This is a genomic window from Mesorhizobium sp. LSJC280B00 (assembly GCF_000502835.1).
Classification (GTDB): domain Bacteria; phylum Pseudomonadota; class Alphaproteobacteria; order Rhizobiales; family Rhizobiaceae; genus Mesorhizobium.
Genome location: NZ_AYVL01000002.1, coordinates 289,331 through 308,957, shown reverse-complemented (window position 1 = coordinate 308,957; position 19,627 = coordinate 289,331). Strand labels below are relative to the sequence as shown.

The following is a 19,627-nucleotide window of genomic DNA, read 5'->3' as shown; positions in this document are numbered from 1 at the left end:
TCCAATCCGCAGCCATTACGCGGCGCCGTACGCGGTCTGCGACAGCAAAACGGCGCCCTGCGGCGCCGTTTCGGAAAAAAAATCCATTGCCGGCTCACGTCAGGCGCTGACGTTGCCCTTCTTTTCCTTCTGCTCGGAATAGATGTAGAGCGGCCGGGCGTTGCCTGACACCACCTCTTCCGAAATAACCACTTCGCGCACGCNCGCCTTCCAGCGCCGGCAGCTCGAACATGGTGTCGAGCAGGATCGCTTCCATGATCGAACGCAGGCCGCGCGCGCCGGTCTTGCGCTCGATGGCGCGCTTGGCGATCGCCGAGAGCGCGTTCTCGTGGAAGGTCAGGTCGACATTCTCCATCTCGAACAGCCGCTGATACTGCTTGACCAGCGCGTTCTTCGGCTCGGTCAGGATCTGGATCAGTGCCGGCTCGTCGAGATCCTCCAGCGTCGCCAGGACAGGCAGACGGCCGACGAACTCGGGAATGAGGCCGAACTTCAAGAGATCCTCAGGCTCGACCAGGCGGAAAACATCGCCGGTGCGGCGATCCTCGGGCGAAGCGACGATGGCGCCGAAACCGATCGAGGTCTTCCTGCCGCGATCCGAGATGATCTTGTCCAGGCCGGCGAAAGCGCCACCGCAGATGAACAGGATGTTGGCGGTGTCGACCTGCAGGAATTCCTGCTGCGGATGCTTCCTGCCGCCCTGCGGCGGCACGGAGGCGACAGTGCCTTCCATGATCTTCAAAAGTGCCTGCTGCACGCCCTCGCCCGAGACGTCGCGGGTGATCGAGGGATTGTCCGACTTGCGCGAGATCTTGTCGATCTCGTCGATATAGACGATGCCGCGCTGGGCGCGCTCGACATTGTAGTCGGCCGACTGCAACAGCTTCAGGATGATGTTCTCGACGTCCTCGCCGACATAGCCGGCCTCGGTCAGCGTCGTCGCGTCGGCCATGGTGAAGGGGACGTCGATGATGCGGGCCAGCGTCTGCGCCAGCAACGTCTTGCCGCAGCCGGTCGGGCCGATCAGCAGGATGTTAGACTTCGCGAGTTCGACGTCGTTGTTCTTGCCGGCATGGGCGAGGCGCTTGTAGTGGTTGTGGACGGCCACCGACAGCACGCGCTTGGCGTAAGGCTGGCCGATGACGTAGTCGTCGAGAACCTTGAGGATTTCCTGTGGGGTCGGCACGCCCTCTCGCGACTTCACCATCGAGGTCTTGTTCTCCTCGCGGATGATGTCCATGCACAGTTCGACGCATTCGTCGCAGATGAACACCGTCGGCCCGGCGATCAGCTTGCGCACTTCGTGCTGGCTTTTGCCGCAAAACGAGCAATAAAGCGTGTTCTTGGAATCACCGCTGTTGTTGCCGACCTTGCTCATTTTCCTGTCCTTTCATGGCCGCCCGCCGATGGTCTGGTTGAAAGGGCGCATATTCAATCTATCGCGGGAATCCGCTGCCGCCAGTGCGCCGGCTCCCGCAACGCATTCCGTACGAAACACAAATCGGAAAACGGGGCAATGATTCGAACAACCCCACGCAAAGCTAAGCCGTCGAAAATCAACATAGCCTTAACGTAGGCAATTGCACCCGTCGAGGGAACAGCCAATTGTGGCCGAAATGCCGCAAGCTGCGCCAAAAGCGCGTGATCCCGCCACTCATTGCCACCGCAGGGCCACCGCGGGCCTATAAGGCAATACCTTCGACCGGCTCACGTGACGAAATGACCTTGTCGATGAGGCCGAAATCCCTGGCCTCGTCGGCAGTCATGAAATGGTCACGGTCGAGCGTTTTTTCAATCTCATCGTAGCTCTTGCCGGTGTGCTTGACGTAAACCTCGTTGAGGCGACGCTTCAGCTTGATGATGTCCTGGGCATGGCGCTCGATGTCGGAAGCCTGGCCCTGGAAGCCGCCGGAAGGCTGGTGGACCATGATGCGGGCGTTCGGCGTGGCAAAGCGCATGTCCTTGTGGCCCGCCGTCAAGAGCAGCGAGCCCATCGAGGCGGCCTGACCGATGCAGAGCGTCGACACGGCAGGCTTGATGAACTGCATGGTGTCATAGATCGCCATGCCGGAGGTGACGACGCCGCCGGGCGAGTTGATATAGAGGTTGATTTCCTTCTTCGGATTCTCCGCCTCGAGGAACAGCAGCTGCGCGCAGACCAGCGTCGCCATGCCATCCTCGACCGGGCCGGTGATGAAAATGATGCGCTCCTTGAGGAGCCGCGAGAAAATGTCGTAGGCCCGCTCGCCGCGATTGGTCTGTTCGACCACCATCGGAACGAGGTTCATGTAGGTTTCGACGGGGTTCTTCATGGACTATCCCTTTTTGAGGATGGGATTCCGGCGCCGGAGATTTGCAATCGGGCAGAATCGGTTCTGGATCGTTATTGTGTAAATAGGATGCCGGCTCACCCTAGCGCAAGGCCGCCTCTCCTAGCCATCCGGTTAAGTCGAATCAAGGTTTCCAAACCAGTTTCGCCTGTCGCCGTGCCGGCAGCCCCTCTCCTGCCGTGGGAAGGGGCGCTCATGCTTGGCCGTTGTTTAGCAGTTTCTTAACCGCATCGCTTAACGAAAAGTGGTGAAACCGCTTTTTCCGGCCAGGGCTTACCCTACAATTCAACGTTGAACTCGCTTCACGCAGTTCAAACAGGGGGAGTGCGATGATCAAGAAAGTTGCTTCCTTGGCCCTTACCGGCATCAGCGTTCTCGGCATGGCGTCCGAAACGGCTGCCGGCGGACGCTCGGTCGAATGCTACGAGCAGGTTAACCGGCCGGCCGTCTACGACACCGTCTACGAGGATGTGCTCGTCAGCCCAGCCGGCCAGCAGGTGCAGTATGAAGCGCCGATCTACGGGACGCGTGAGCGCGTGGTGCAGATCGCGCCGGCGCGCGTTAGCTACGAGACCGTGCCCGCCATCACCCGCACCATCTACCGGTCCGTGAGGGTCAATGACGGCGGCTATTCCTGGGAATGGCGCATCATCAATGGCCGCAAGGTGCTGTGCAAGGTCAGGCACAAGGCGCGCTATGAACGCATGGCCGAGATCGTCGTGGTTGAGCCGGAACGCCGGCGGCGCGTTGTCCTCCCCGCCGAATACGAGAGCGTCGCCGAAGAGGTTCTCGTGCGGCCGGAGCAACGGCGCATCATCGACATTCCGGCGTCCTATCAGACAGTGGCCCGCCGCGTGGTGGTCAGGGAGGGCTCATCCAGCTGGCGCCGCGTGCATATTCCGAGGCATTGCCAGTATTAGCGCTCAGGCCACCTCCGCCCTGAGCCATTTCTTCAGGCCGTCGACATCGCCGTTGCCGACGTAGGCCGCAACCCTTCTGCCGACTGCCGCGCCGAACTTGTAGCCGTGGCCGGAGCAGGCCGAGACGACCAGGCATCTGCCTTTCTGGTGAGCCAGGAATTTCTCGTCGGCGGTGAAGGTGTAGGCGCAGGTGACCACCTCGGTGACCTTATACTCCTCGATATGGGCAATCGGCGGTGAAAACAGGTTGCGGATCGCCTCGCCCTCGCCCGGCACCGGCTGACGGTTCCAGTCTGCATCGCTGGTCGGCACCCTGTGCAGGCCCGAGCCGAATTTCATGCCGGCGCCGCCTGTCGGCGGGATGGCGTAGCCGTCGACAGTGCCGCCGATGTTGAGGACGACCGGTGCTGCCTGCCAGACCGCTTTCAGGTCCGCCGGCGGTTCGACATAGGCGAGCGCGGTGCGCCAGGTTTTCAGCTCGCCATCCAGCTCCGGGAACAGTTTTAGCACCCAGGCGCCGGCAGCGACGACGATCCGGTCGGCCTGCATCGTTTCGCCGCCCGCCAGCACGACATGCCCGGCCTCGGCGTCGATCTCGACCACCTTGCTGTTCTCATAGACATTGGCGCCGTTCGCGCGCAGCCACCGGGCGAGGCCGGCAGCGATCTTGCGGCAGTGCAGCGCGCCGCCGTCCGGCGAAAAATACGCATAGCGGAATGAACCAGGTTCTAGGAACGGCCAGCGTTCGACCGCGGCATCCGGCTCGAACAATTCGAACGGGTAGTTCCCGGCTTCCATGCCTTCTCGGTATTCCTCGGCCTCGTCTCCCGGCTGGCGCGAAATGCAGATGAAGCCGCGCGGATCGAGATGGCTTTCACGGAGATCGGCCCACATCTCATCCCAGGCTTCATAGGCTTCGGTGATCAGCCGGCCGTAGCCCGTTCCGGCCCGGTAGGCGCGGCGGATGATGCGATGATGGTCGCCGGAGGCGGCGAGCGGATTGGGGATCGGTCCCTGCTCGACGATCGAGACGAGGTGCCCGGCCTTGACCAGCGACCAGGCCGTGGAAAGCCCGGCAATGCCTGCACCGACCACGATCACATTCATGAAAACCGTCCTTCCGCAACCGCTTCGGCGGCTCACCTCACGGGAGGGCCAACATACGGTCTGGCACCAGACTGGCAAGCCGCGCTAATGATCTGGCATGACCGAATTGAAGCCGCCCTATCTTGCCTTTGATCCAGCCTCCCGCCGCCTGCGGCTCGATCCGCACGAACCGGCTTTTTTCCAGGACCCATATGAAGCCTACGCCTTCCTGCATGGCGCATCGAACGCCTTCTTCTGGGAAGAATTTGGTTTCTGGTGTTTTGGCGGCTTCGACGACGTCAACCGACTGCTGCGCGATCGCCGCTTCGGCCGCCAGAACCCGGCCGGCATTCCGGACAGCCGGGGCATCGGCCAGGACCGCACGCATCTCAGCGCCTTCGACGGTGTCGAGGCCAATTCGATGCTGGAGTTGGAGCCGCCCGTCCACACACGGCTCAGAACGCTGGTCAACCGCGCCTTCGTCTCGCGCCAGGTCGAGCGGCTCAGGCCGCGCGTCGAGACGTTGGCCAACGAACTGATCGACCGTTTCGAACCAGGGGAAGTCGACCTGCTGACGGCCTTCGCCGCTCCCTTGCCGATCACCATCATTGCCGAGATGCTAGGCGTGCCGGTCGAGATGGGGCCGCAGCTGCTCGACTGGTCGCATCGGATGGTCGCCATGTACATGCATGGCCGCACCCGCGAGACGGAGGACACGGCCAATCGCGCCGCGCGCGACTTTTCCGATTTTCTGCGCGGCTACGTCGCCGAGCGGCGAAAGAGGCCGGGCGAGGATCTTCTGTCGCTGCTGATTGGGGCACAGGAGGACGGTCAGAAACTGTCGGAGGACGAGCTGGTATCCTCGGCCATCCTTTTGCTCAATGCCGGCCATGAGGCAACTGTCCACCAGACCGGCAATGCGGTGCGCTCGATCCTTGCGCAAGGCGGCGACCCGCGCCGCTTCTTCGCCTCACCGGAAGCAACAGCCGCGACGGTCGAAGAGTGCCTGCGCTTCGACGCGCCGCTGCACATGTTCACGCGCTATGCCTATCAGGAGGTCGAGGCCGGGCCGGGGATCATCGTCCAGCCTGGCGAGACGATCGGGCTGTTGCTCGGCATGGCCAATCGCGACCCTACTGCGTTTGCCGAGCCCCTCGCCTTCAGGCCGGACCGTGCCGACCAGAAGAACGTATCGTTCGGCGCCGGCATCCATTTCTGCATCGGCGCGCCGCTCGCCCGGCTCGAACTGCAGGTGTCGCTGAAAACCTTGTTCGACCGGCTACCGCAGCTGCATCTTGCCGAACAGCCGCGCTTCCGCGACACCTATCATTTCCACGGCCTGGAAACGCTCGCCGTACACTTCTGAGCATTCGGTCCGGCGCGATGCGAGATCAAAGCTTGATCACATACTCCTTGCGAGTCGTTTCAAGCACTTCCCAGCTCCCCTTGAAACCCGGCCTCAGCACGAAACTATCGCCGGCTTTGACGGTGCGCGCCTTCCCGCCGTCTTCGGCGATCACCGAGACTCCCGACAGAATGTGGCAAAACTCCCACTCGTCATATTCGATACGCCATTTGCCCGGCGTTGCTTCCCATATGCCGGCATAAAGGCCGCCGTCCTGTTCCTCGACGTTCCAGGTGCGGAACTTCGGATCGCCCGAAATCAGGCGACCCGGCGCCGGTGCGCCAAGTTCCGGCTCGACGATGTCGACGCCGACGGACAGAAGTTTCGGCGTGGTCATGGCGATCAAACCTTGGCGAGGGCCTGTTCCAGATCGGCAACGATGTCGTTGACATCCTCGATACCGACCGAAAGCCTGACCGTGTCCGGCCCTGCCCCGGCATTGATTTTCTGCTCGTCTGAAAGCTGGCGATGCGTTGTCGATGCCGGATGGATGACCAGCGACTTGGTGTCGCCGACATTGGCCAGGTGCGAGAACAGCTCGAGCGCCTCGACGAACTTGATGCCCGCCGCGTAGCCGCCCTTCAGCCCGAAAGTGAACACCGCGCCGGCGCCGAGCGGCGAGTACTTCTTCTGCAGCGCATTGTTCTTGTCGCTGGGCAGGCCGGGATAGGACACCCAGGCGACCTTGGGATGGTTGGAAAGCCATCCGGCGACCGCCGCCGCATTGTCGCAGTGGCGCTGCATCCTGAGCGGCAAGGTTTCCAGACCGGTCAGGATCAGGAAAGCGTTGAACGGCGAAATCGCCGCGCCGATATCGCGCAGGCCGAGCACGCGAGCAGCGATGGCGAAGGCGAAATTGCCGAAGGTCTCGTGCAGGACGAGGCCGCCATATTCGGGGCGCGGCTCCGACAGCATCGGATATTTGCCCGACTTCGACCAATCGAAGGTGCCGCCGTCGACAATGGCGCCGCCGATCGAGTTGCCGTGACCGCCGATGAACTTGGTCAGCGAATGCACGACGATGTCGGCGCCATGTTCGATCGGCCGCAGCAGATAGGGCGAGGCCAGCGTGTTGTCGACGATCAGCGGCAGGCCGTGCTTGCGGGCAATGTCGCCGATCTTCTCGATATCGACGAAGACGCCGCCCGGATTGGCCAGGCTCTCGATGAAGATTGCCTTGGTCCTGTCGTCGATTTGGCTCTCGAAGGTCGAGATGTCATTGGTGTCGGCCCAGCGCACCTGCCAACCGAAATTCTTGAAGGCGTGGCCGAATTGGTTGATCGAGCCGCCGTAAAGCTTTGTCGCTGAAACGAAATTGTCGCCGGGCTGCATCAGATTGTGGAAGACCAGCACCTGCGCGGCATGGCCGGAGGCGACCGCAAGGCCTGCCGTGCCGCCTTCGAGTGCCGCGATGCGCTCTTCCAGCACTGCCTGAGTCGGATTCATGATGCGGGTGTAGATGTTGCCGAACGCCTTCAGCCCGAACAGCGAGGCGGCATGGTCGGCATCGTCGAAGACGAAGGAGGTCGTCTGGTAGATCGGCGTCGCTCGGGCGCCGGTCGCCGGATCCGGCTTGGCGCCGGCATGGACGGCGAGCGTGTTGAAACCGGGCGTGCGGGCCATCGAAAACCTCCCTCAATAGTGAATGGTAAATGGTGAATGGTGAATGGTGAATGGTGAATGGTGAATGGCAAAGTCGGCCAGCCCCACCCTGATTGCAAGCGGCTCATATGCCGCCTTGCCCGCCTTCCAGAAAAATCCTTCTATTCACCATTCACTATTCACTACCTACTTCTGGCGAACGCCGAAGCTCTGGAATCCCGGCCGCATCAGGGGCTTCTTCGACGACAAAACGCCGGAATTGACGCCGGTCCAGCCGATCTCGCCGGACAGCTTGCCATATTCGATCTTGGGGCAACGGTTCATCACCACCTTGATGCCGGCGACTTCGGCGCGCGCGGCCGCCTCGTCATGGCGTATGCCAAGCTGCATCCAGATGACCTTCGGCAGCGGATCGAGCCGCAGCACCTCGTCGACAATGCCGGGCACGACAGCGGAAGCGCGAAACACGTCGACCATGTCGACAGATCCTGGAACGTCGGCGAGTCTGGCATAGGTCATCTGGCCTAGAATCGCCTTGCCGGCCTGGCCGGGATTGATCGGGAACACCGAAAACCCTTTGCCGAGCAGATATTTCAGCACGAAATAGCTCGGCCGCACGTCATTGGCCGACGCGCCGACCATGGCGATGGTCTTCACCGAATTGAGGATGCCGGCGATATAGGCGTTGTCGTAGGCGTCGTGGTTCATGCCTCGTCATACAGCGCTTCGGAGTGAGGTGCCAACAGCCGCGTCAGTGGCTTGCAATGGGCCAGGGAAAGCCGTCAGCCGGGCAGCGAAATCGATCCGTCTTCCGCGATCGGAAAAGCCGGATTGTGCGCCACTTCCCAGATGTGCCCGTCGGCATCGGCGAAATAGCCGTACCAACCGCCCCAGAATGCGCGGCCAGCCGGCTTGACGATACGGCCGCCGGCCCTCTCGGCCATCGCCAGCACTGCATCGACCTCGGCGTCGGAGCGGGTGTTGTAGGCAAGGTAGACCGCCGACGGCGCTTTGCCGAAGGTCACGCCTGAATCCTCTTCGGCGCTTTGCCGCGGGAACAGGCCGAGAATGGCGCCGCCCGTCTGGAAGAAGGCAACGCCCTCGGTGATCCCGGCATGACGGGTCAGCCCCATGCCCTCGTAGAAGCGCACCGCGCGGTCGAGATCGTCGGTAGCTATGGTGATGATGGAGATGCGCGGTTCCATATCCGCCTCCTATTCCTCCGGCCATTCCGGCTTGCGCTTGCCGATGAAGGCGCCAATGCCCTCTTCCGCGTCGCGCGCCAGCATGTTCTCGACCATGACGCGCCCGGTGTAATCATAGGCCTCGGCCAGCCCCATTTCCGCCTGCTCATAGAAGGCTTCCTTGCCGATCTTGACGACCAAGGACGATTTGGACGCAATGGTCTGCGCGTATTTGGTGACAATCTGATTCAGATATTCGCGCGGCACGACGCGGTTGATGAGACCGAATTCCTTGGCGGTTGCCGCATCGATCGTCTCGCCGGTCAAAAGCATTTCCATGGCGTGCTTGCGCGAGACGTTGCGCGACAGCGCCACCATCGGCGTCGAGCAGAACAGTCCGATATTGACGCCAGGCGTGCAGAAGGTCGCCTCGTGCGAGGCGATGGCGAGATCGCAGCTGGCAACCAGCTGCAAGCCGGCCGCCGTCGCCAGGCCGTCGACTTCGGCGATCACCGGCTTAGGATGGCGAACGATCGCCTGCATCAGTGAAGCGCAGGCGGAAAACGTCTTTTCGAAGAAGCCCCTGCCGCGATCGGCATCGGCGCGGTGCGCGCTCAACTCCTTGAGGTCGTGTCCGGCGCAGAACACCTTGCCGACCGCCCCGAGCACGATGACGCGGACGGATTTGTCGGCCTTGGCGCGGTCGAGTTCCGCCATCAGCGCCGCCATCACTGCAAGCGAAAGAGCATTGGCCGGCGGATTGGCAAGCGTCAGGCGCAGCACGCCCTTGTCCAGCCTGGAGACGACCGGCCCTTCGGCAACGGCAGGTTTGATGGCAACGATTTCGGCCATGGGGTCATTCCTCCGCGATTCCGGATCGGTGATCGACTAATCTAGTATGCCGGTCTCGCTTCGTCCAACACCCCGCTTCTGCCATAATGAATGGCTGTTGCCAGAAACAGCACGCTACGCTCATACAGGCAGGCGCAAACGAGGGACCGACATGCCTGCCCAAAGCAACCTCAAGCCGGTGCTGACGGCTGCTGATGTCAACGCGCTGATGGCGACCGTTTTCCCGCAACTCAACGACCAGTTCACCTTCTATGAGGCGTTGGAGGTGTTTCCAGGCGGCTGTGTCGTGCGACTCAATGCCGACGAGCGCCATTTGCGTCCCGGCGGCACCGTGTCGGGTTCGGCGCTGTTCACGCTGGCCGACATAGGCGGCTATGTCTGCGTGCTCTCGCATGCCGGACCGGATGCGCTTTCGGTCACCACCAGTCTCAACATCAATTTCGTCCGCAAGGCCGAGGCCGGGCCGATCGACGGCCATTGCCGCATCCTCAAGCTCGGCAAGAGCCTGATGGTGTTCGATATCGACATCGTCGCCGGCCCGGAGGGACACACAGTAGCGCACGCAACGGGCACCTATTCGATCCCGCCAAAGCGGATTGATGGTGTGGTAAAATAATACCTTTCACCCAAGGCATTGTTTTTGCTGGATTTTGATAGCTTGCCGACATTTCACGCGCCTTGACGCAGTCGCCGTCCTCTCCTATAAGCCCTCACGGAACAGCGGCCCGCAAAGGCCGCCGTTTTGTTATTGGCGGCGGGCAAGCGCCTTTCGCCAATCCAAGCAACAAGAAACGCCTTCTTTTGAAGGTCCGAACCGAAAGCAACAATCCATGGCAACCTTTTCGCAGAAGCCTGCGGATGTGGTGAAGAAGTGGGTGCTGATCGACGCCGAGGGTCTCGTCGTCGGCCGTCTCGCCACTGTCATCGCCAATCATCTTCGCGGCAAACACAAGCCCACCTTCACCCCGCACGTCGACGACGGCGACAACGTCATCGTCATCAATGCCGACAAGGTGGTGTTCACCGGCAAGAAGTTCACCGACAAGGTCTATTACTGGCACACCGGCCACCCCGGCGGCGTCAAGGAGCGCACCGCGCGCCAGCTGCTCGAGGGTCGTTTCCCCGAACGTGTCGTCGAGAAGGCCGTCGAACGCATGATCCCGCGTGGCCCGCTCGGCCGTCGCCAGATGAAGAACCTCCGCGTCTATGCAGGCACGGAACATCCGCATGTCGCCCAGCAGCCTGTCGTCCTCGACGTGGCCAAGCTGAACGCCAAGAACAAGAAGGTTTCGTAAGATGGCTGAGCTTTCCTCGCTCGCAGAACTCGGAGCTGCCACCGGCAATACCAACACCCAGCCGGCCGCACCCGTCCACGTCCAGAAACTCGATAAGTCGGGCCGCGCCTACGCCACCGGCAAGCGCAAGAACGCCATCGCCCGCGTCTGGGTGAAGCCCGGCTCCGGCAAGATCGTCGTCAACGACAAGGTGTTCGCCGAATATTTCGCGCGTCCGGTGCTGCAGATGATCCTCAACCAGCCGATCATCGCCGCCAATCGCGCCGGCCAGTACGACATCGTTGCCACCGTCATCGGCGGCGGCCTTTCCGGCCAGGCGGGTGCCGTGCGCCACGGCATCTCCAAGGCGCTGACCTATTACGAGCCGGCGCTGCGCGCCGTGCTCAAGAAGGGTGGCTTCCTGACCCGCGACAGCCGCGTCGTCGAGCGCAAGAAGTACGGCAAGGCAAAGGCCCGCCGGAGCTTCCAGTTCTCCAAGCGTTAAGCGCTGCGCAATTACACGTTTTCGAAAGGCCGCCTCCGGGCGGCCTTTTCCACAAAAAGAGGCACCAATCACCCCATCGGGCGCGGCTCGCACGCATGGTGGCAGACTTCAGGCCTTGATAAAGTCAATGAACGCCCGCAACGGCGCCGGCACGAGGCGCCGGCCGGGATAGTAAAGGAACGGCCCGGAGAAGCTCTGCCACCAGGGTTCAAGCAGCGGTTCGAGCGCCCCGCTCTCGAAGTGAGGGCGTAGCCAATCCTCGAACAGGCTGATGATGCCGGTGCCGGCGATGGCTGCATCGACTTTGAGGTCAGTCGCCCCGCCCAGGGTCACGACAAGCGGCCCCGTCGGGTCGACCCGCACCACCTCGCCGTCGCGCTCGAATTCCCACGGCGGCATCGCACGGCTGGCAAAGCGGCCGCGCAGACAGGCGTGGCCGAGCAGGTCGCGCGGGTGTTGCGGCCGGCCATGACGATCCAGGTAGGCCGGGCTGGCGGCGGTGGCGAAGCGCTGCACGCGCGGTCCGATCGGCACAGCGATCATGTCCTGCTCCAGCCGCTCCTCATAGCGAATGCCGGCGTCGCACCCCGCCGCCAGCACATCGACGAAGCTCTCCTCCGAGATCACCTCCAACCGGATGCCTGGATAGGCGGCAAGGAACCGCGGGACGATGCTGGGCAGCACCAGCCGCACCGCGCTGACCGGCACATTGAGGCGCAACGTACCTGCCGGCCTGTCGCGAAAGCCGTTCACTACGTCGAGGGCCGATTCCACCTCGGTCAAGGCAGGACCGAGCCGCGCCAGCAGGCCTTCGCCAGCTTCGGTCAGGACGACGCTGCGGGTCGTCCGGTTGAGCAGCCTGACACCGAGCTGCGTCTCCAGGCGCCGCACCGCCTCGCTCAAGCCGGACGCACTGCCGCCGCTGGCGCGTGCCGCATCCCGAAAACCTTTGGCGCGCGCTACGGCCACGAAGGCGTTCAGGTCCCCGAGATCAATCTGCATTGTTCGTCATTCCGCACAGCCCGTGCGAATTGTACCCAATTATCATGAGATCGGACAGCGTCTATCTGTGCACCGTTCCTGAAGGAGAAAGACCATGTCCAGCGTCGACCAGTCCGGCACATTCATCCTCGGCGACCGCAAGGTGAGACGGCTCGGCTACGGTGCCATGCAGCTCGCAGGGCCCGGCGTCTTCGGCCCACCAAAGGACCACGACGCGGCATTGGCCGTACTGCGCGAAGCCGTTGCACAAGGCGTCAACCATATCGACACCAGCGACTTCTATGGCCCGCACGTGACCAACCTGTTGATCCGCGAAGCGCTCGCACCCTATCCCGACGACCTCGTTATTGTCACCAAGATCGGTGCCCGACGCGGCACGGATGGCTCATGGCTGCCGGCCTTCTCGGCAGAAGAGCTGACACAGGCGGTGCACGACAATCTGCACAATCTCGGACTCGACGTGCTGGAGGTGGTCAACCTTCGGGTCATGTTCGACGCGCATGGCCCCGCCGAAGGGTCGATCGAGGCGCCGCTTGCGACGCTTGCCGAGCTCCAGCGACAGGGCCTTGTGCGCCACATCGGGCTGAGCAACGTCACCGCTGCGCAGATCGCCGAAGGCCGCAGGATGTGCAGGATCGTCTGCGTGCAGAACCAGTACAATCTGGCGGATCGGAGCGACGATGCCTCGATCGACGATCTCGCCCGCGACGGCACCGCCTATGTGCCGTTCTTCCCAATTGGCGGCTTCAACCCGTTGCAGTCGTCGACCTTGTCCAAGGTCGCCGCACGCCTCGGCGCCACGCCCATGCAGGTCGCGCTCGCCTGGCTGCTTCGCCGCGCGCCCAACATTCTTCTGATTCCCGGCACGTCTTCCGTCGCGCATCTGCGGGAGAACCTCGCCGCTGCCGACCTCGAACTGTCGGACGATGTCATCAAGGAGCTGGATGTTGTGGCAATGGCGGCCTGCGGGTAGATTACCGAAGGCAGTGATGAGCCAATCTCCCCCAAGTGGGTTCCCTTGCGGGGGAGATTGCCGGCAGGACAGCGAAGGCGCGCCGATCTTGCAGGCGGGACAGCCGAGACGCTGAAGGATCGTCGCATTTTTCTGCCACTACGCCACATTTTGTTCTTGCTTTGTGCCGGCAGCTATGCTACTAATTTGGGTATGGTGCTAATTGGCTCCAACGACCCGCCCACAGAGGCGGGTTTTCTGTTTCTGGGTTCCTTCGAAAGTTTGGCGCTGCCGGCCTGGGGTCGGCGGGACAGCGCCCTTCTGCCCTGCCGGGCATCGTCACCACAAGAGGGAGATCCAATTCTCGCCGCGCCGGTCTAGTTGATGCTGGCCGTGTTGGCCGGCTCGGCCGGGCGCTTCTCACCGGCATAGGGCACGCGAAAACCGTTCGCCGCCAGCCAACCGATGGCGGCCTTCGGTTCGTCGGTCTGGATGATGGTGGCGCCGCGCTCGACCCAGAAGCCATAAGTCTCGCGCGGCAGGCTGGCCGCAACCGCCAGCTCGTCGCCGCGACCGCCGGCGAGGAAGCCGCCCGGCTTGTTGACGATGGCATAGGTGTCGGCCCAGATGTGCCAGTCGCCCCTCACCGCCAGCGCGCGCATGCGCGGGCTGAACAGCGGGCCGCCGGTCTCGGTCAGTGTCTCGGCGCCGGCCCGCCAATTGATCAGTTCGATCGCCCGCACCGGGAACGCCCGGCTGACTTTTTCGGCAAACATCGCGTCGTGAACCGCATCGTCGGCAATGATCGGCATGAACTGGAAGCCGCCCTCGATCGCGTCCATGGCGGCCGCAACCGTGGCGATCCTCTCCGCATCCCACAGGTTCTCCTTGACGATCACCTGTTCGGCCATGCCGAGGTCGCGCGCGACCGCGACCATGCCGGCCAGGCTTTCGGTATCGAGCTTGTTGTCGAGATTGATGAGGATCCTGTCCCTGGTCGTCATCAACATCTCGCGCAACGTCGAGACCGTCTCGCCCGTAACGGCGCCGGTGCCTTCGATCACCAACCGGCACGTCTTGAGTTCGGCCATCGTGCGGTTGACCACCTCACCCTTGCAATTCGTCGTGCGGTCGAGCCAACTGTCATGCATGACGACGAACTGTCCGTCCTTCGAGCGCCTGATATCGACCTCGACGATTTCGGCGCCCATTGCGATCGACGCCTCGACGGCGGCGATCGAATTTTCGGGATAGAGCGTCTTGCCGGATTGCATGCCGCCGGCGCGGTGCGCGGCCACTATCACATGGTCGCGCCATTGGTTGGCGTGCTCGAAGCGGTCGAGAATCTGCCTGGCGCGCGTTTCGCCTGCCGATGCCTGGCCAAGGGAGAGCGCCAGCGCCGCGGAAAGCAGAAGGCTCAGCCAAATCGTTCGCATGAGACAAGTCGTTCGCACGAGAATCGCTCCGTACCGGGATCGCACCCCGGTTAAGCGATGCCCGTGACAGGCAGGTGAACGAAGCCGGCTTGCAAAATGCTGGAAAATTCAGGTCAGCGCCGGCCGAAGCAGCCGTTGGCGGCTACTTTCGGTTGCTTGCCAGGCAATCTCCTGGCGAGCCATGCCGGGTTCGCCTGGCGAGCAAGGATTTGTGACCGGATCGAATGGCCATGATCCTCCGCAGGGGTCGCAATTCTGAGAATTATGTCCAATAAGGTTGCGCGTCGACGCACAGGAGATCGCTTCATGCCGCCAAGGACCATCGATCACGCCTTCACCACCCGCTCCAGGACGGGTGCGTCGTTCGAGCCGACCTATGCCGGCGCCCTGTCGTTCATGCGGCGCAAATATTCGAAGGACGTGAAGGACGCCGATGCGGTGGTGTGGGGCATTCCCTTTGACGCTGCGGTCACCAATCGGCCGGGCGCCCGTTTCGGACCGCAGGCAATCCGCCGCGCCTCGGCCATCCTCGACAACGATCCGCAATATCCGTTTTCGCGCGACCTGTTCGAACAGCTTGCCGTGGTCGATTATGGCGACTGCCTGCTCGACAGCGGCAATCACCAGAAGACGCCTGCCACGATCGAACGCGAAGCGGCGAAGATCCTGAAATCCGGCGCCTTCCTGCTGTCGCTCGGCGGCGATCACTTCGTCACCTGGCCGCTGCTCAAGGCGCATGCCGCCATCCATGGCCCGCTGGCTCTGGTGCAGTTCGACGCACACCAGGACACCTGGCCCGACGACGGCAAGCGCATCGATCACGGCTCCTTCGTCGGCCGTGCAGTCAAGGAGGGCATCATCGACCCCGACCGGTCGATCCAGATCGGCATCCGCACCCATGCGCCCGACACGTTCGGCATCAAGATCCTGTATGGCCATGAAGTGGAGGAAATGCGTGCGTCGGACATCGCCTATGCCATCGTCGACCGTACGGGCGGCAAGAAGACCTACGTCACTTTCGACATCGATTGCCTGGACCCGGCTTTTGCGCCCGGCACCGGAACGCCGGTCGCGGGAGGCCCGTCTTCGGCAAAGATCCTGTCGGTGCTGCGCCAGATCAACCAGCTCGATATCGTCGGCGCCGACGTCGTCGAGGTTGCGCCAGCCTATGATCACGCCGATATAACGGCAATTGCCGGGTCGATGGTGGCCATGCACTATCTCGGGCTGTTGGCGGAACGAAAGGCCCGGCTCGAGGAAATGACCCAGGGCAATCACGGCGTTGCCGGATTGAATCAGGCGAGCGGCATATAGCTTTGAGAAAACAGGAATTTTGGCAGGCAATGAAACCGAAAATCTTCATCGACGGCGAGCACGGCACCACCGGTCTGCAAATCAGGGCGCTGCTTGCCGAGCGCGGCGACCTGGAAATCATCTCCATCCCGACCGAGCGCCGCAAGGAAACGGCAGCGCGTGCCGAGTTCCTCAATGCCGCCGATGTCGCGATCCTCTGCCTACCGGACGCGGCCGCCAAGGAAAGCGTTTCGCTGATCGCCAATGACACCACCAAGGTGATCGACGCCTCGACGGCACATCGCGTCGCCGATGGGTGGGAATATGGTTTCGCCGAAATGGACAAGGACCAGGCGAAGAAGATCGCTTCGGCGAAGCGCGTCGCCAATCCGGGCTGCTGGCCGCAAGGACCAATCGCGACGCTGCGGCCGCTGGTTGCGGCGGGGCTGCTGCCGGCCGATTTTCCGGTCACCGTCAACGGCATTTCTGGCTATTCCGGCGGCGGCCGGCCAATGATCGAGGATTATGTCGCCAAAGGCGAGGATGCGCCGGAATTCCTGCCCTACGGACTGACGCTGCAGCACAAGCACGTGCCGGAGCTCAGGACCTATGCCAGGCTTTCGCACGATCCGATCATGCAGCCGGCAGTCGGCAATTTCGCGCAAGGCATGATCACGGTGGTGCCGCTGCAACTTGGCGGCCTCGACCATGTGCCGACCGGCGCCGAGCTCCACGCGGCGATCGCCGATCATTTCGCTTCCCTCGATGGCGGCGTGGTCGAGGTGGCGCCGTATCTGCATCAGGAACGCATGCCCGACATCGATCCGGAGATCTACAACGGCACCAACCGGATGAAGCTCTACGTCTTCGCCAATGACGATCGAGCTCAGGCGCTGCTGCTTGCCGTCTACGACAATCTCGGCAAGGGCGCCTCGGGCGCCGCTGTGCAGAACATGGATCTGATGCTCGGCCTTTGAATGGATGCGCCGAGATTTCCAAAGCGCTGGAAGGTCGGCGCGCCGGAGCTCATTGCCGAAACGTTCGGTAGCCGCATCTGGAAAGGTGCTCGTGGAAAGGTGCTCGCGAGGACGGCTCACCGGCAATCGTCAAGGATCTAGGCTGTAGTGACAATTTAACGGCTTGGGTTTGGAAGGTGAGGTTCTACGCGACGATCAGTGGGAGCGGATCGAGCCATTTGTGTACCAACATAACTACGACAGGATCGCTTACAAAAACCGCTGGGGCATCGAGGCTTTCTTCGCCAAGCCCAAGCAGTGGCGGCGCATCGCAGCGCGCTACGACAAAATCGCCGCCAACTTCCTCGGCTTCGTCAAGCTCGCTGCCATCATGCTCCGGCTCAAATGATTAAATTTTCACTACAGCCTAGAGTTGCTCTTGGCCAGCCAGCCTTCGCAGCGACAGGCTTCGACCTTCGTGCTGTATTGACGGTGATTCAGAGGATTAGACCCTCAAAGCCCGCAATTATATCGCGTATGGACCAGTATCTGAGAGTGCGCGGGTTCGGCTGTGAGGCCGTTGAGATTGTCCTTGATCCAGCGAGCGGCTGCGCCCAGTTCGCTAACGAAATCGTGCGAAATCACATAATCCATGATGCCTGCCTCGAGCAGGTTACGGGAATGGTTCGTCAGTTCGTGGCCAACGAATACCGTCTCGTGCGCTTTGCCGGCCATCTCCAGAGCCTTTGCCACACCCCGGTTCGCTCCGGCCACATTGTAGATCGCGGCAGGGTGACCATTTGCCTCGAAATAGCGCGTCAGCTGGCCGCACGTGGTTTCGGGTCGGTCATCCGAGATCACGCGCTCTTCAATCTTCAGATAGGGAAAATCCGACCGTAGCACCCTGCGAAAGCCCATCTCACGCTCCTGCTGGCAGCGAAACGGTACGCTCATGACGATCAGGATATTGTTGCGCTCCCTCGGCAGGGCATTGCCGATCAGCAGCGCGGCGACGCTGCCAGCGGCGTACTGATCATTGCCGACATAAACCGAGCGGCGCGAACTCGGCAGATCCGTCGTCAGGCATATTACGGGAATCCCGATGGTTCGCAGCTTGCGGATCGCGCGGTTGATGGCCGGATGCTCGCGGGCGATGATCACCACGCCGTCCATTCCCTCGCCGCGCTGCTCGATCTGCCGCGCGAATGAGGCGGGCTCAACCTCACTGGTGCTCACATAAACGCCGTCGATCTCGATGCCCGCGAGCGTGCGATTGGCCTCAGCTGCGGCCGAAGCCATCGCGGCGTTGAACGTCTCACCGGAATCGCAGATCAGCAGGATGCGGAGCGGAACGTCGCGCTCCTTGCTTTCGCTGCTAAGCTTTTCCACCGCCGCCAGCACGCGCGCTCTTGTCTTGTCCCGGACGCCGCCTCGGCTGTTCAGGACCCTGTCCACAGTCGCTGGGCCCACTCCGGCAAGTGCGGCGATATTTTGGATCGTAGGACCTTTCCAAAGCCTGCCCTGGGTGCCGTCGGTCACTGGAATCTCCTATACTTGATGCAAAACGCATCATTCAGGAAAATTGAGATGCCCGCAACCACAATGTTTTGAATGGCTTACGTAGACTTTGTGCCGCGCAGCAAATTTTGATGCTATTCGCATCACGAATGACCAATCACGCAGCTTGAATGATGTTGTTTCAATCGGGAATACTTGCATCGTTAAACGGAGGGAGGAGCCCCATGAATATCAAGAAATTGGCGATGCTAACGGCCGTGTTGGCCGCCAGTGTGGTTGCAGGCACAGCGGGTGCGCAAGACAATGACAAGCAGTACCGCTTCGTCATGGTCTCGCACATTGGATCGAACGATCCCAACATGAACTGGCTGACATTGTCGCTGAAGGAGTTCGAGAAGAAATATCCAAACGTGAAGACGGAATACATCTCAACCAACAACTATTCAGTCCAGGAGCATGTCCGCCTTCTCGAGCAAGCGATTGCAACGCATCCTGATGGCATCGCGGTACCAATCGTCAGCTCGGACGCGTTCGAAGGCCCCCTGCGCAAGGCGATCGACGAAGGCATTCCAGTCGTTGCCTTCAACATCCCGGATAGTCGGCCAGCTGGTGAGCGCATCCCCTACCTGACCTACGTCGGCGGTGATGAGTATTTGACGGGCAAGAAGCTCGGCGAATACGCGATCGAACAGGCCAAGGAAGGCAAAATTCCGCAACCCAAGCATGTCGTCTGCGCCAGCCACGATTCAGCCCACCAGGGTCTCAAAGCCCGCTGCAAGGGCATGAAAGATGCAATGGCGGCCGTTGGCGCCAAGTTCGACGAGTTGTTCATCGGTGCCGAGCCGGCCGGCGCACGCAACGCGCTGCAGTCGTTCCTGCAGGCCAATCCCGACACGAACTATATCTTCACTGTAGCCGGCTGGTCCGCACCCTGGGCTTGGAGCGTCGCCAACGAGATGAAGCTCGATCCCGATGTCGACGATAAGGGTATGACCATCCTGACGGTCGACGAGGGCCCAGTCTCGATTGAAGGCGTCCGAGCCGGCCACCTTCTGGCGACCAACAGCCAGGGCTTCTGGCTCCAGGGTTACGAGCCGATGGAATGGCTCTACTGGAACAAGAAATTCGGCTACGCGCCGCAGAGCGACATCCTGACCGGGCCGGTCATCATCAACAAGGACAACGCCGATCAATGGGCCAAGCAGGTCCGGGCCGTGTTCGGTGACAAGGCCTACGACGAACAGAACACCTGGTAAGGGTTCCTCCCGAGAGGGGCGGCTTATTTCCTCGGGGAGTGGCCGCCCCTTCTTTA

19 protein-coding genes and 2 pseudogenes are annotated in these 19,627 nt (G+C 62.0%); 10 read left to right on the top strand and 11 right to left on the bottom strand.

Annotation, left to right across the window (positions count from 1 at the left end; all coding sequences use genetic code 11):
• Nucleotides 1–99: 99 nt before the first annotated feature.
• Together clpX and X773_RS43805 are read right to left on the bottom strand one after the other, a co-directional pair.
• Nucleotides 100–1,378, bottom strand: a pseudogene (clpX, locus tag X773_RS43810) (ATP-dependent Clp protease ATP-binding subunit ClpX).
• Between the two features lie 304 nt (nt 1,379–1,682).
• Nucleotides 1,683–2,312 carry an ATP-dependent Clp protease proteolytic subunit gene (locus X773_RS43805; RefSeq protein ID WP_023674655.1) on the bottom strand — a complete coding sequence of 210 codons (630 nt, stop codon included), beginning with the start codon at nt 2,310–2,312 and terminating at the stop codon, nt 1,683–1,685.
• Nucleotides 2,313–2,659: 347 nt separating this feature from the next.
• On the opposite strand from X773_RS43805, the gene X773_RS43800 reads away from it, so the two are divergent.
• The gene (locus tag X773_RS43800; protein WP_023674654.1) at nt 2,660–3,250 is read left to right on the top strand and encodes a hypothetical protein; all 591 of its coding nucleotides are present in this window, start codon (nt 2,660–2,662) and stop codon (nt 3,248–3,250) included.
• A 3-nt stretch (nt 3,251–3,253) separates the two neighbouring features.
• Here X773_RS43800 and X773_RS43795 read toward each other — a convergent pair whose 3' ends face one another.
• Complete coding sequence (locus X773_RS43795; RefSeq protein WP_023674653.1) at nt 3,254–4,357, bottom strand: FAD-binding oxidoreductase; 1,104 nt, start codon at nt 4,355–4,357, stop codon at nt 3,254–3,256.
• A 97-nt stretch (nt 4,358–4,454) separates the two neighbouring features.
• On the opposite strand from X773_RS43795, the gene X773_RS43790 reads away from it, so the two are divergent.
• On the top strand, nt 4,455–5,702 hold the full coding sequence (locus X773_RS43790; protein WP_023674652.1) for a cytochrome P450: 1,248 nt from the start codon (nt 4,455–4,457) through the stop codon (nt 5,700–5,702).
• Between the two features lie 25 nt (nt 5,703–5,727).
• Here X773_RS43790 and X773_RS43785 read toward each other — a convergent pair whose 3' ends face one another.
• From X773_RS43785 to X773_RS43765, 5 genes are all read right to left on the bottom strand, one after another.
• Nucleotides 5,728–6,078 carry a cupin domain-containing protein gene (locus X773_RS43785; protein WP_023674651.1) on the bottom strand — a complete coding sequence of 117 codons (351 nt, stop codon included), beginning with the start codon at nt 6,076–6,078 and terminating at the stop codon, nt 5,728–5,730.
• A 5-nt stretch (nt 6,079–6,083) separates the two neighbouring features.
• Nucleotides 6,084–7,364 carry an O-acetylhomoserine aminocarboxypropyltransferase gene (locus X773_RS43780; RefSeq protein ID WP_023674650.1) on the bottom strand — a complete coding sequence of 427 codons (1,281 nt, stop codon included), beginning with the start codon at nt 7,362–7,364 and terminating at the stop codon, nt 6,084–6,086.
• A 165-nt stretch (nt 7,365–7,529) separates the two neighbouring features.
• Nucleotides 7,530–8,051 (bottom strand): CoA-binding protein, encoded by a 522-nt coding sequence (locus X773_RS43775; RefSeq protein ID WP_023674649.1) that lies wholly within the window; start codon nt 8,049–8,051, stop codon nt 7,530–7,532.
• 74 nt (nt 8,052–8,125) lie between these two features.
• Nucleotides 8,126–8,548, bottom strand: coding sequence for a VOC family protein (locus X773_RS43770; protein WP_023674648.1), 423 nt, complete (start codon nt 8,546–8,548; stop codon nt 8,126–8,128).
• A gap of 9 nt (nt 8,549–8,557) precedes the next feature.
• Nucleotides 8,558–9,379: an enoyl-CoA hydratase gene (locus X773_RS43765; RefSeq protein WP_023674647.1), complete on the bottom strand. Its 822-nt coding sequence runs from the start codon at nt 9,377–9,379 to the stop codon at nt 8,558–8,560.
• 151 nt (nt 9,380–9,530) lie between these two features.
• On the opposite strand from X773_RS43765, the gene X773_RS43760 reads away from it, so the two are divergent.
• From X773_RS43760 to rpsI, 3 genes are all read left to right on the top strand, one after another.
• Nucleotides 9,531–9,995 (top strand): PaaI family thioesterase, encoded by a 465-nt coding sequence (locus tag X773_RS43760; protein ID WP_023674646.1) that lies wholly within the window; start codon nt 9,531–9,533, stop codon nt 9,993–9,995.
• Between the two features lie 214 nt (nt 9,996–10,209).
• Nucleotides 10,210–10,674 (top strand): 50S ribosomal protein L13, encoded by a 465-nt coding sequence (gene rplM / locus X773_RS43755; RefSeq protein ID WP_023674645.1) that lies wholly within the window; start codon nt 10,210–10,212, stop codon nt 10,672–10,674.
• A gap of 1 nt (nt 10,675) precedes the next feature.
• On the top strand, nt 10,676–11,158 hold the full coding sequence (rpsI, locus tag X773_RS43750; RefSeq protein ID WP_023674644.1) for a 30S ribosomal protein S9: 483 nt from the start codon (nt 10,676–10,678) through the stop codon (nt 11,156–11,158).
• Between the two features lie 108 nt (nt 11,159–11,266).
• On the opposite strand, the gene X773_RS0137220 is transcribed toward rpsI, so the two are convergent.
• Nucleotides 11,267–12,160 carry a LysR family transcriptional regulator gene (locus X773_RS0137220; protein WP_031211224.1) on the bottom strand — a complete coding sequence of 298 codons (894 nt, stop codon included), beginning with the start codon at nt 12,158–12,160 and terminating at the stop codon, nt 11,267–11,269.
• A 94-nt stretch (nt 12,161–12,254) separates the two neighbouring features.
• Here X773_RS0137220 and X773_RS43745 point away from each other — a divergent pair, with 94 nt between their 5' ends.
• Nucleotides 12,255–13,133 (top strand): aldo/keto reductase family oxidoreductase, encoded by an 879-nt coding sequence (locus tag X773_RS43745; RefSeq protein WP_023674643.1) that lies wholly within the window; start codon nt 12,255–12,257, stop codon nt 13,131–13,133.
• A gap of 356 nt (nt 13,134–13,489) precedes the next feature.
• Here X773_RS43745 and X773_RS43740 read toward each other — a convergent pair whose 3' ends face one another.
• Nucleotides 13,490–14,548, bottom strand: coding sequence for a glycerophosphodiester phosphodiesterase family protein (locus X773_RS43740; RefSeq protein ID WP_023674642.1), 1,059 nt, complete (start codon nt 14,546–14,548; stop codon nt 13,490–13,492).
• Between the two features lie 306 nt (nt 14,549–14,854).
• Between X773_RS43740 and speB the strand changes: the two genes are divergently transcribed.
• From speB to X773_RS0137215, 3 genes and pseudogenes are all read left to right on the top strand, one after another.
• Entirely contained in the window at nt 14,855–15,862 is a 1,008-nt protein-coding gene (speB, locus tag X773_RS43735) for an agmatinase (RefSeq protein ID WP_023674641.1), read from the top strand.
• A 29-nt stretch (nt 15,863–15,891) separates the two neighbouring features.
• Nucleotides 15,892–16,818, top strand: coding sequence for an N-acetyl-gamma-glutamyl-phosphate reductase (gene argC, locus X773_RS43730; RefSeq protein ID WP_023674640.1), 927 nt, complete (start codon nt 15,892–15,894; stop codon nt 16,816–16,818).
• A gap of 223 nt (nt 16,819–17,041) precedes the next feature.
• Nucleotides 17,042–17,206, top strand: a pseudogene (locus tag X773_RS0137215) (transposase); the annotation flags it as partial.
• A 104-nt stretch (nt 17,207–17,310) separates the two neighbouring features.
• On the opposite strand, the gene X773_RS43725 reads toward X773_RS0137215, so the two are convergent.
• Nucleotides 17,311–18,336, bottom strand: coding sequence for a LacI family DNA-binding transcriptional regulator (locus X773_RS43725; RefSeq protein ID WP_023674638.1), 1,026 nt, complete (start codon nt 18,334–18,336; stop codon nt 17,311–17,313).
• Between the two features lie 203 nt (nt 18,337–18,539).
• Between X773_RS43725 and X773_RS43720 the strand changes: the two genes are divergently transcribed.
• Complete coding sequence (locus X773_RS43720) at nt 18,540–19,571, top strand: sugar ABC transporter substrate-binding protein (RefSeq protein ID WP_023674637.1); 1,032 nt, start codon at nt 18,540–18,542, stop codon at nt 19,569–19,571.
• The last annotated feature ends 56 nt before the right edge of the window (nt 19,572–19,627 follow it).

What these genes read in the sequence shown, in the direction of transcription:
- X773_RS43805 (WP_023674655.1), bottom strand. Translation starts at nt 2,312, where the DNA reads ATGAAGAACCCCGTCGAAACCTACATGAACCTCGTTCCGATGGTGGTC.
- X773_RS43800 (WP_023674654.1), top strand. Translation starts at nt 2,660, where the DNA reads ATGATCAAGAAAGTTGCTTCCTTGGCCCTTACCGGCATCAGCGTTCTC.
- X773_RS43795 (WP_023674653.1), bottom strand. Translation starts at nt 4,357, where the DNA reads ATGAATGTGATCGTGGTCGGTGCAGGCATTGCCGGGCTTTCCACGGCC.
- X773_RS43790 (WP_023674652.1), top strand. Translation starts at nt 4,455, where the DNA reads ATGACCGAATTGAAGCCGCCCTATCTTGCCTTTGATCCAGCCTCCCGC.
- X773_RS43785 (WP_023674651.1), bottom strand. Translation starts at nt 6,078, where the DNA reads ATGACCACGCCGAAACTTCTGTCCGTCGGCGTCGACATCGTCGAGCCG.
- X773_RS43780 (WP_023674650.1), bottom strand. Translation starts at nt 7,364, where the DNA reads ATGGCCCGCACGCCCGGTTTCAACACGCTCGCCGTCCATGCCGGCGCC.
- X773_RS43775 (WP_023674649.1), bottom strand. Translation starts at nt 8,051, where the DNA reads ATGAACCACGACGCCTACGACAACGCCTATATCGCCGGCATCCTCAAT.
- X773_RS43770 (WP_023674648.1), bottom strand. Translation starts at nt 8,548, where the DNA reads ATGGAACCGCGCATCTCCATCATCACCATAGCTACCGACGATCTCGAC.
- X773_RS43765 (WP_023674647.1), bottom strand. Translation starts at nt 9,379, where the DNA reads ATGGCCGAAATCGTTGCCATCAAACCTGCCGTTGCCGAAGGGCCGGTC.
- X773_RS43760 (WP_023674646.1), top strand. Translation starts at nt 9,531, where the DNA reads ATGCCTGCCCAAAGCAACCTCAAGCCGGTGCTGACGGCTGCTGATGTC.
- rplM (WP_023674645.1), top strand. Translation starts at nt 10,210, where the DNA reads ATGGCAACCTTTTCGCAGAAGCCTGCGGATGTGGTGAAGAAGTGGGTG.
- rpsI (WP_023674644.1), top strand. Translation starts at nt 10,676, where the DNA reads ATGGCTGAGCTTTCCTCGCTCGCAGAACTCGGAGCTGCCACCGGCAAT.
- X773_RS0137220 (WP_031211224.1), bottom strand. Translation starts at nt 12,160, where the DNA reads ATGCAGATTGATCTCGGGGACCTGAACGCCTTCGTGGCCGTAGCGCGC.
- X773_RS43745 (WP_023674643.1), top strand. Translation starts at nt 12,255, where the DNA reads ATGTCCAGCGTCGACCAGTCCGGCACATTCATCCTCGGCGACCGCAAG.
- X773_RS43740 (WP_023674642.1), bottom strand. Translation starts at nt 14,548, where the DNA reads ATGCGAACGATTTGGCTGAGCCTTCTGCTTTCCGCGGCGCTGGCGCTC.
- speB (WP_023674641.1), top strand. Translation starts at nt 14,855, where the DNA reads ATGCCGCCAAGGACCATCGATCACGCCTTCACCACCCGCTCCAGGACG.
- argC (WP_023674640.1), top strand. Translation starts at nt 15,892, where the DNA reads ATGAAACCGAAAATCTTCATCGACGGCGAGCACGGCACCACCGGTCTG.
- X773_RS43720 (WP_023674637.1), top strand. Translation starts at nt 18,540, where the DNA reads ATGAATATCAAGAAATTGGCGATGCTAACGGCCGTGTTGGCCGCCAGT.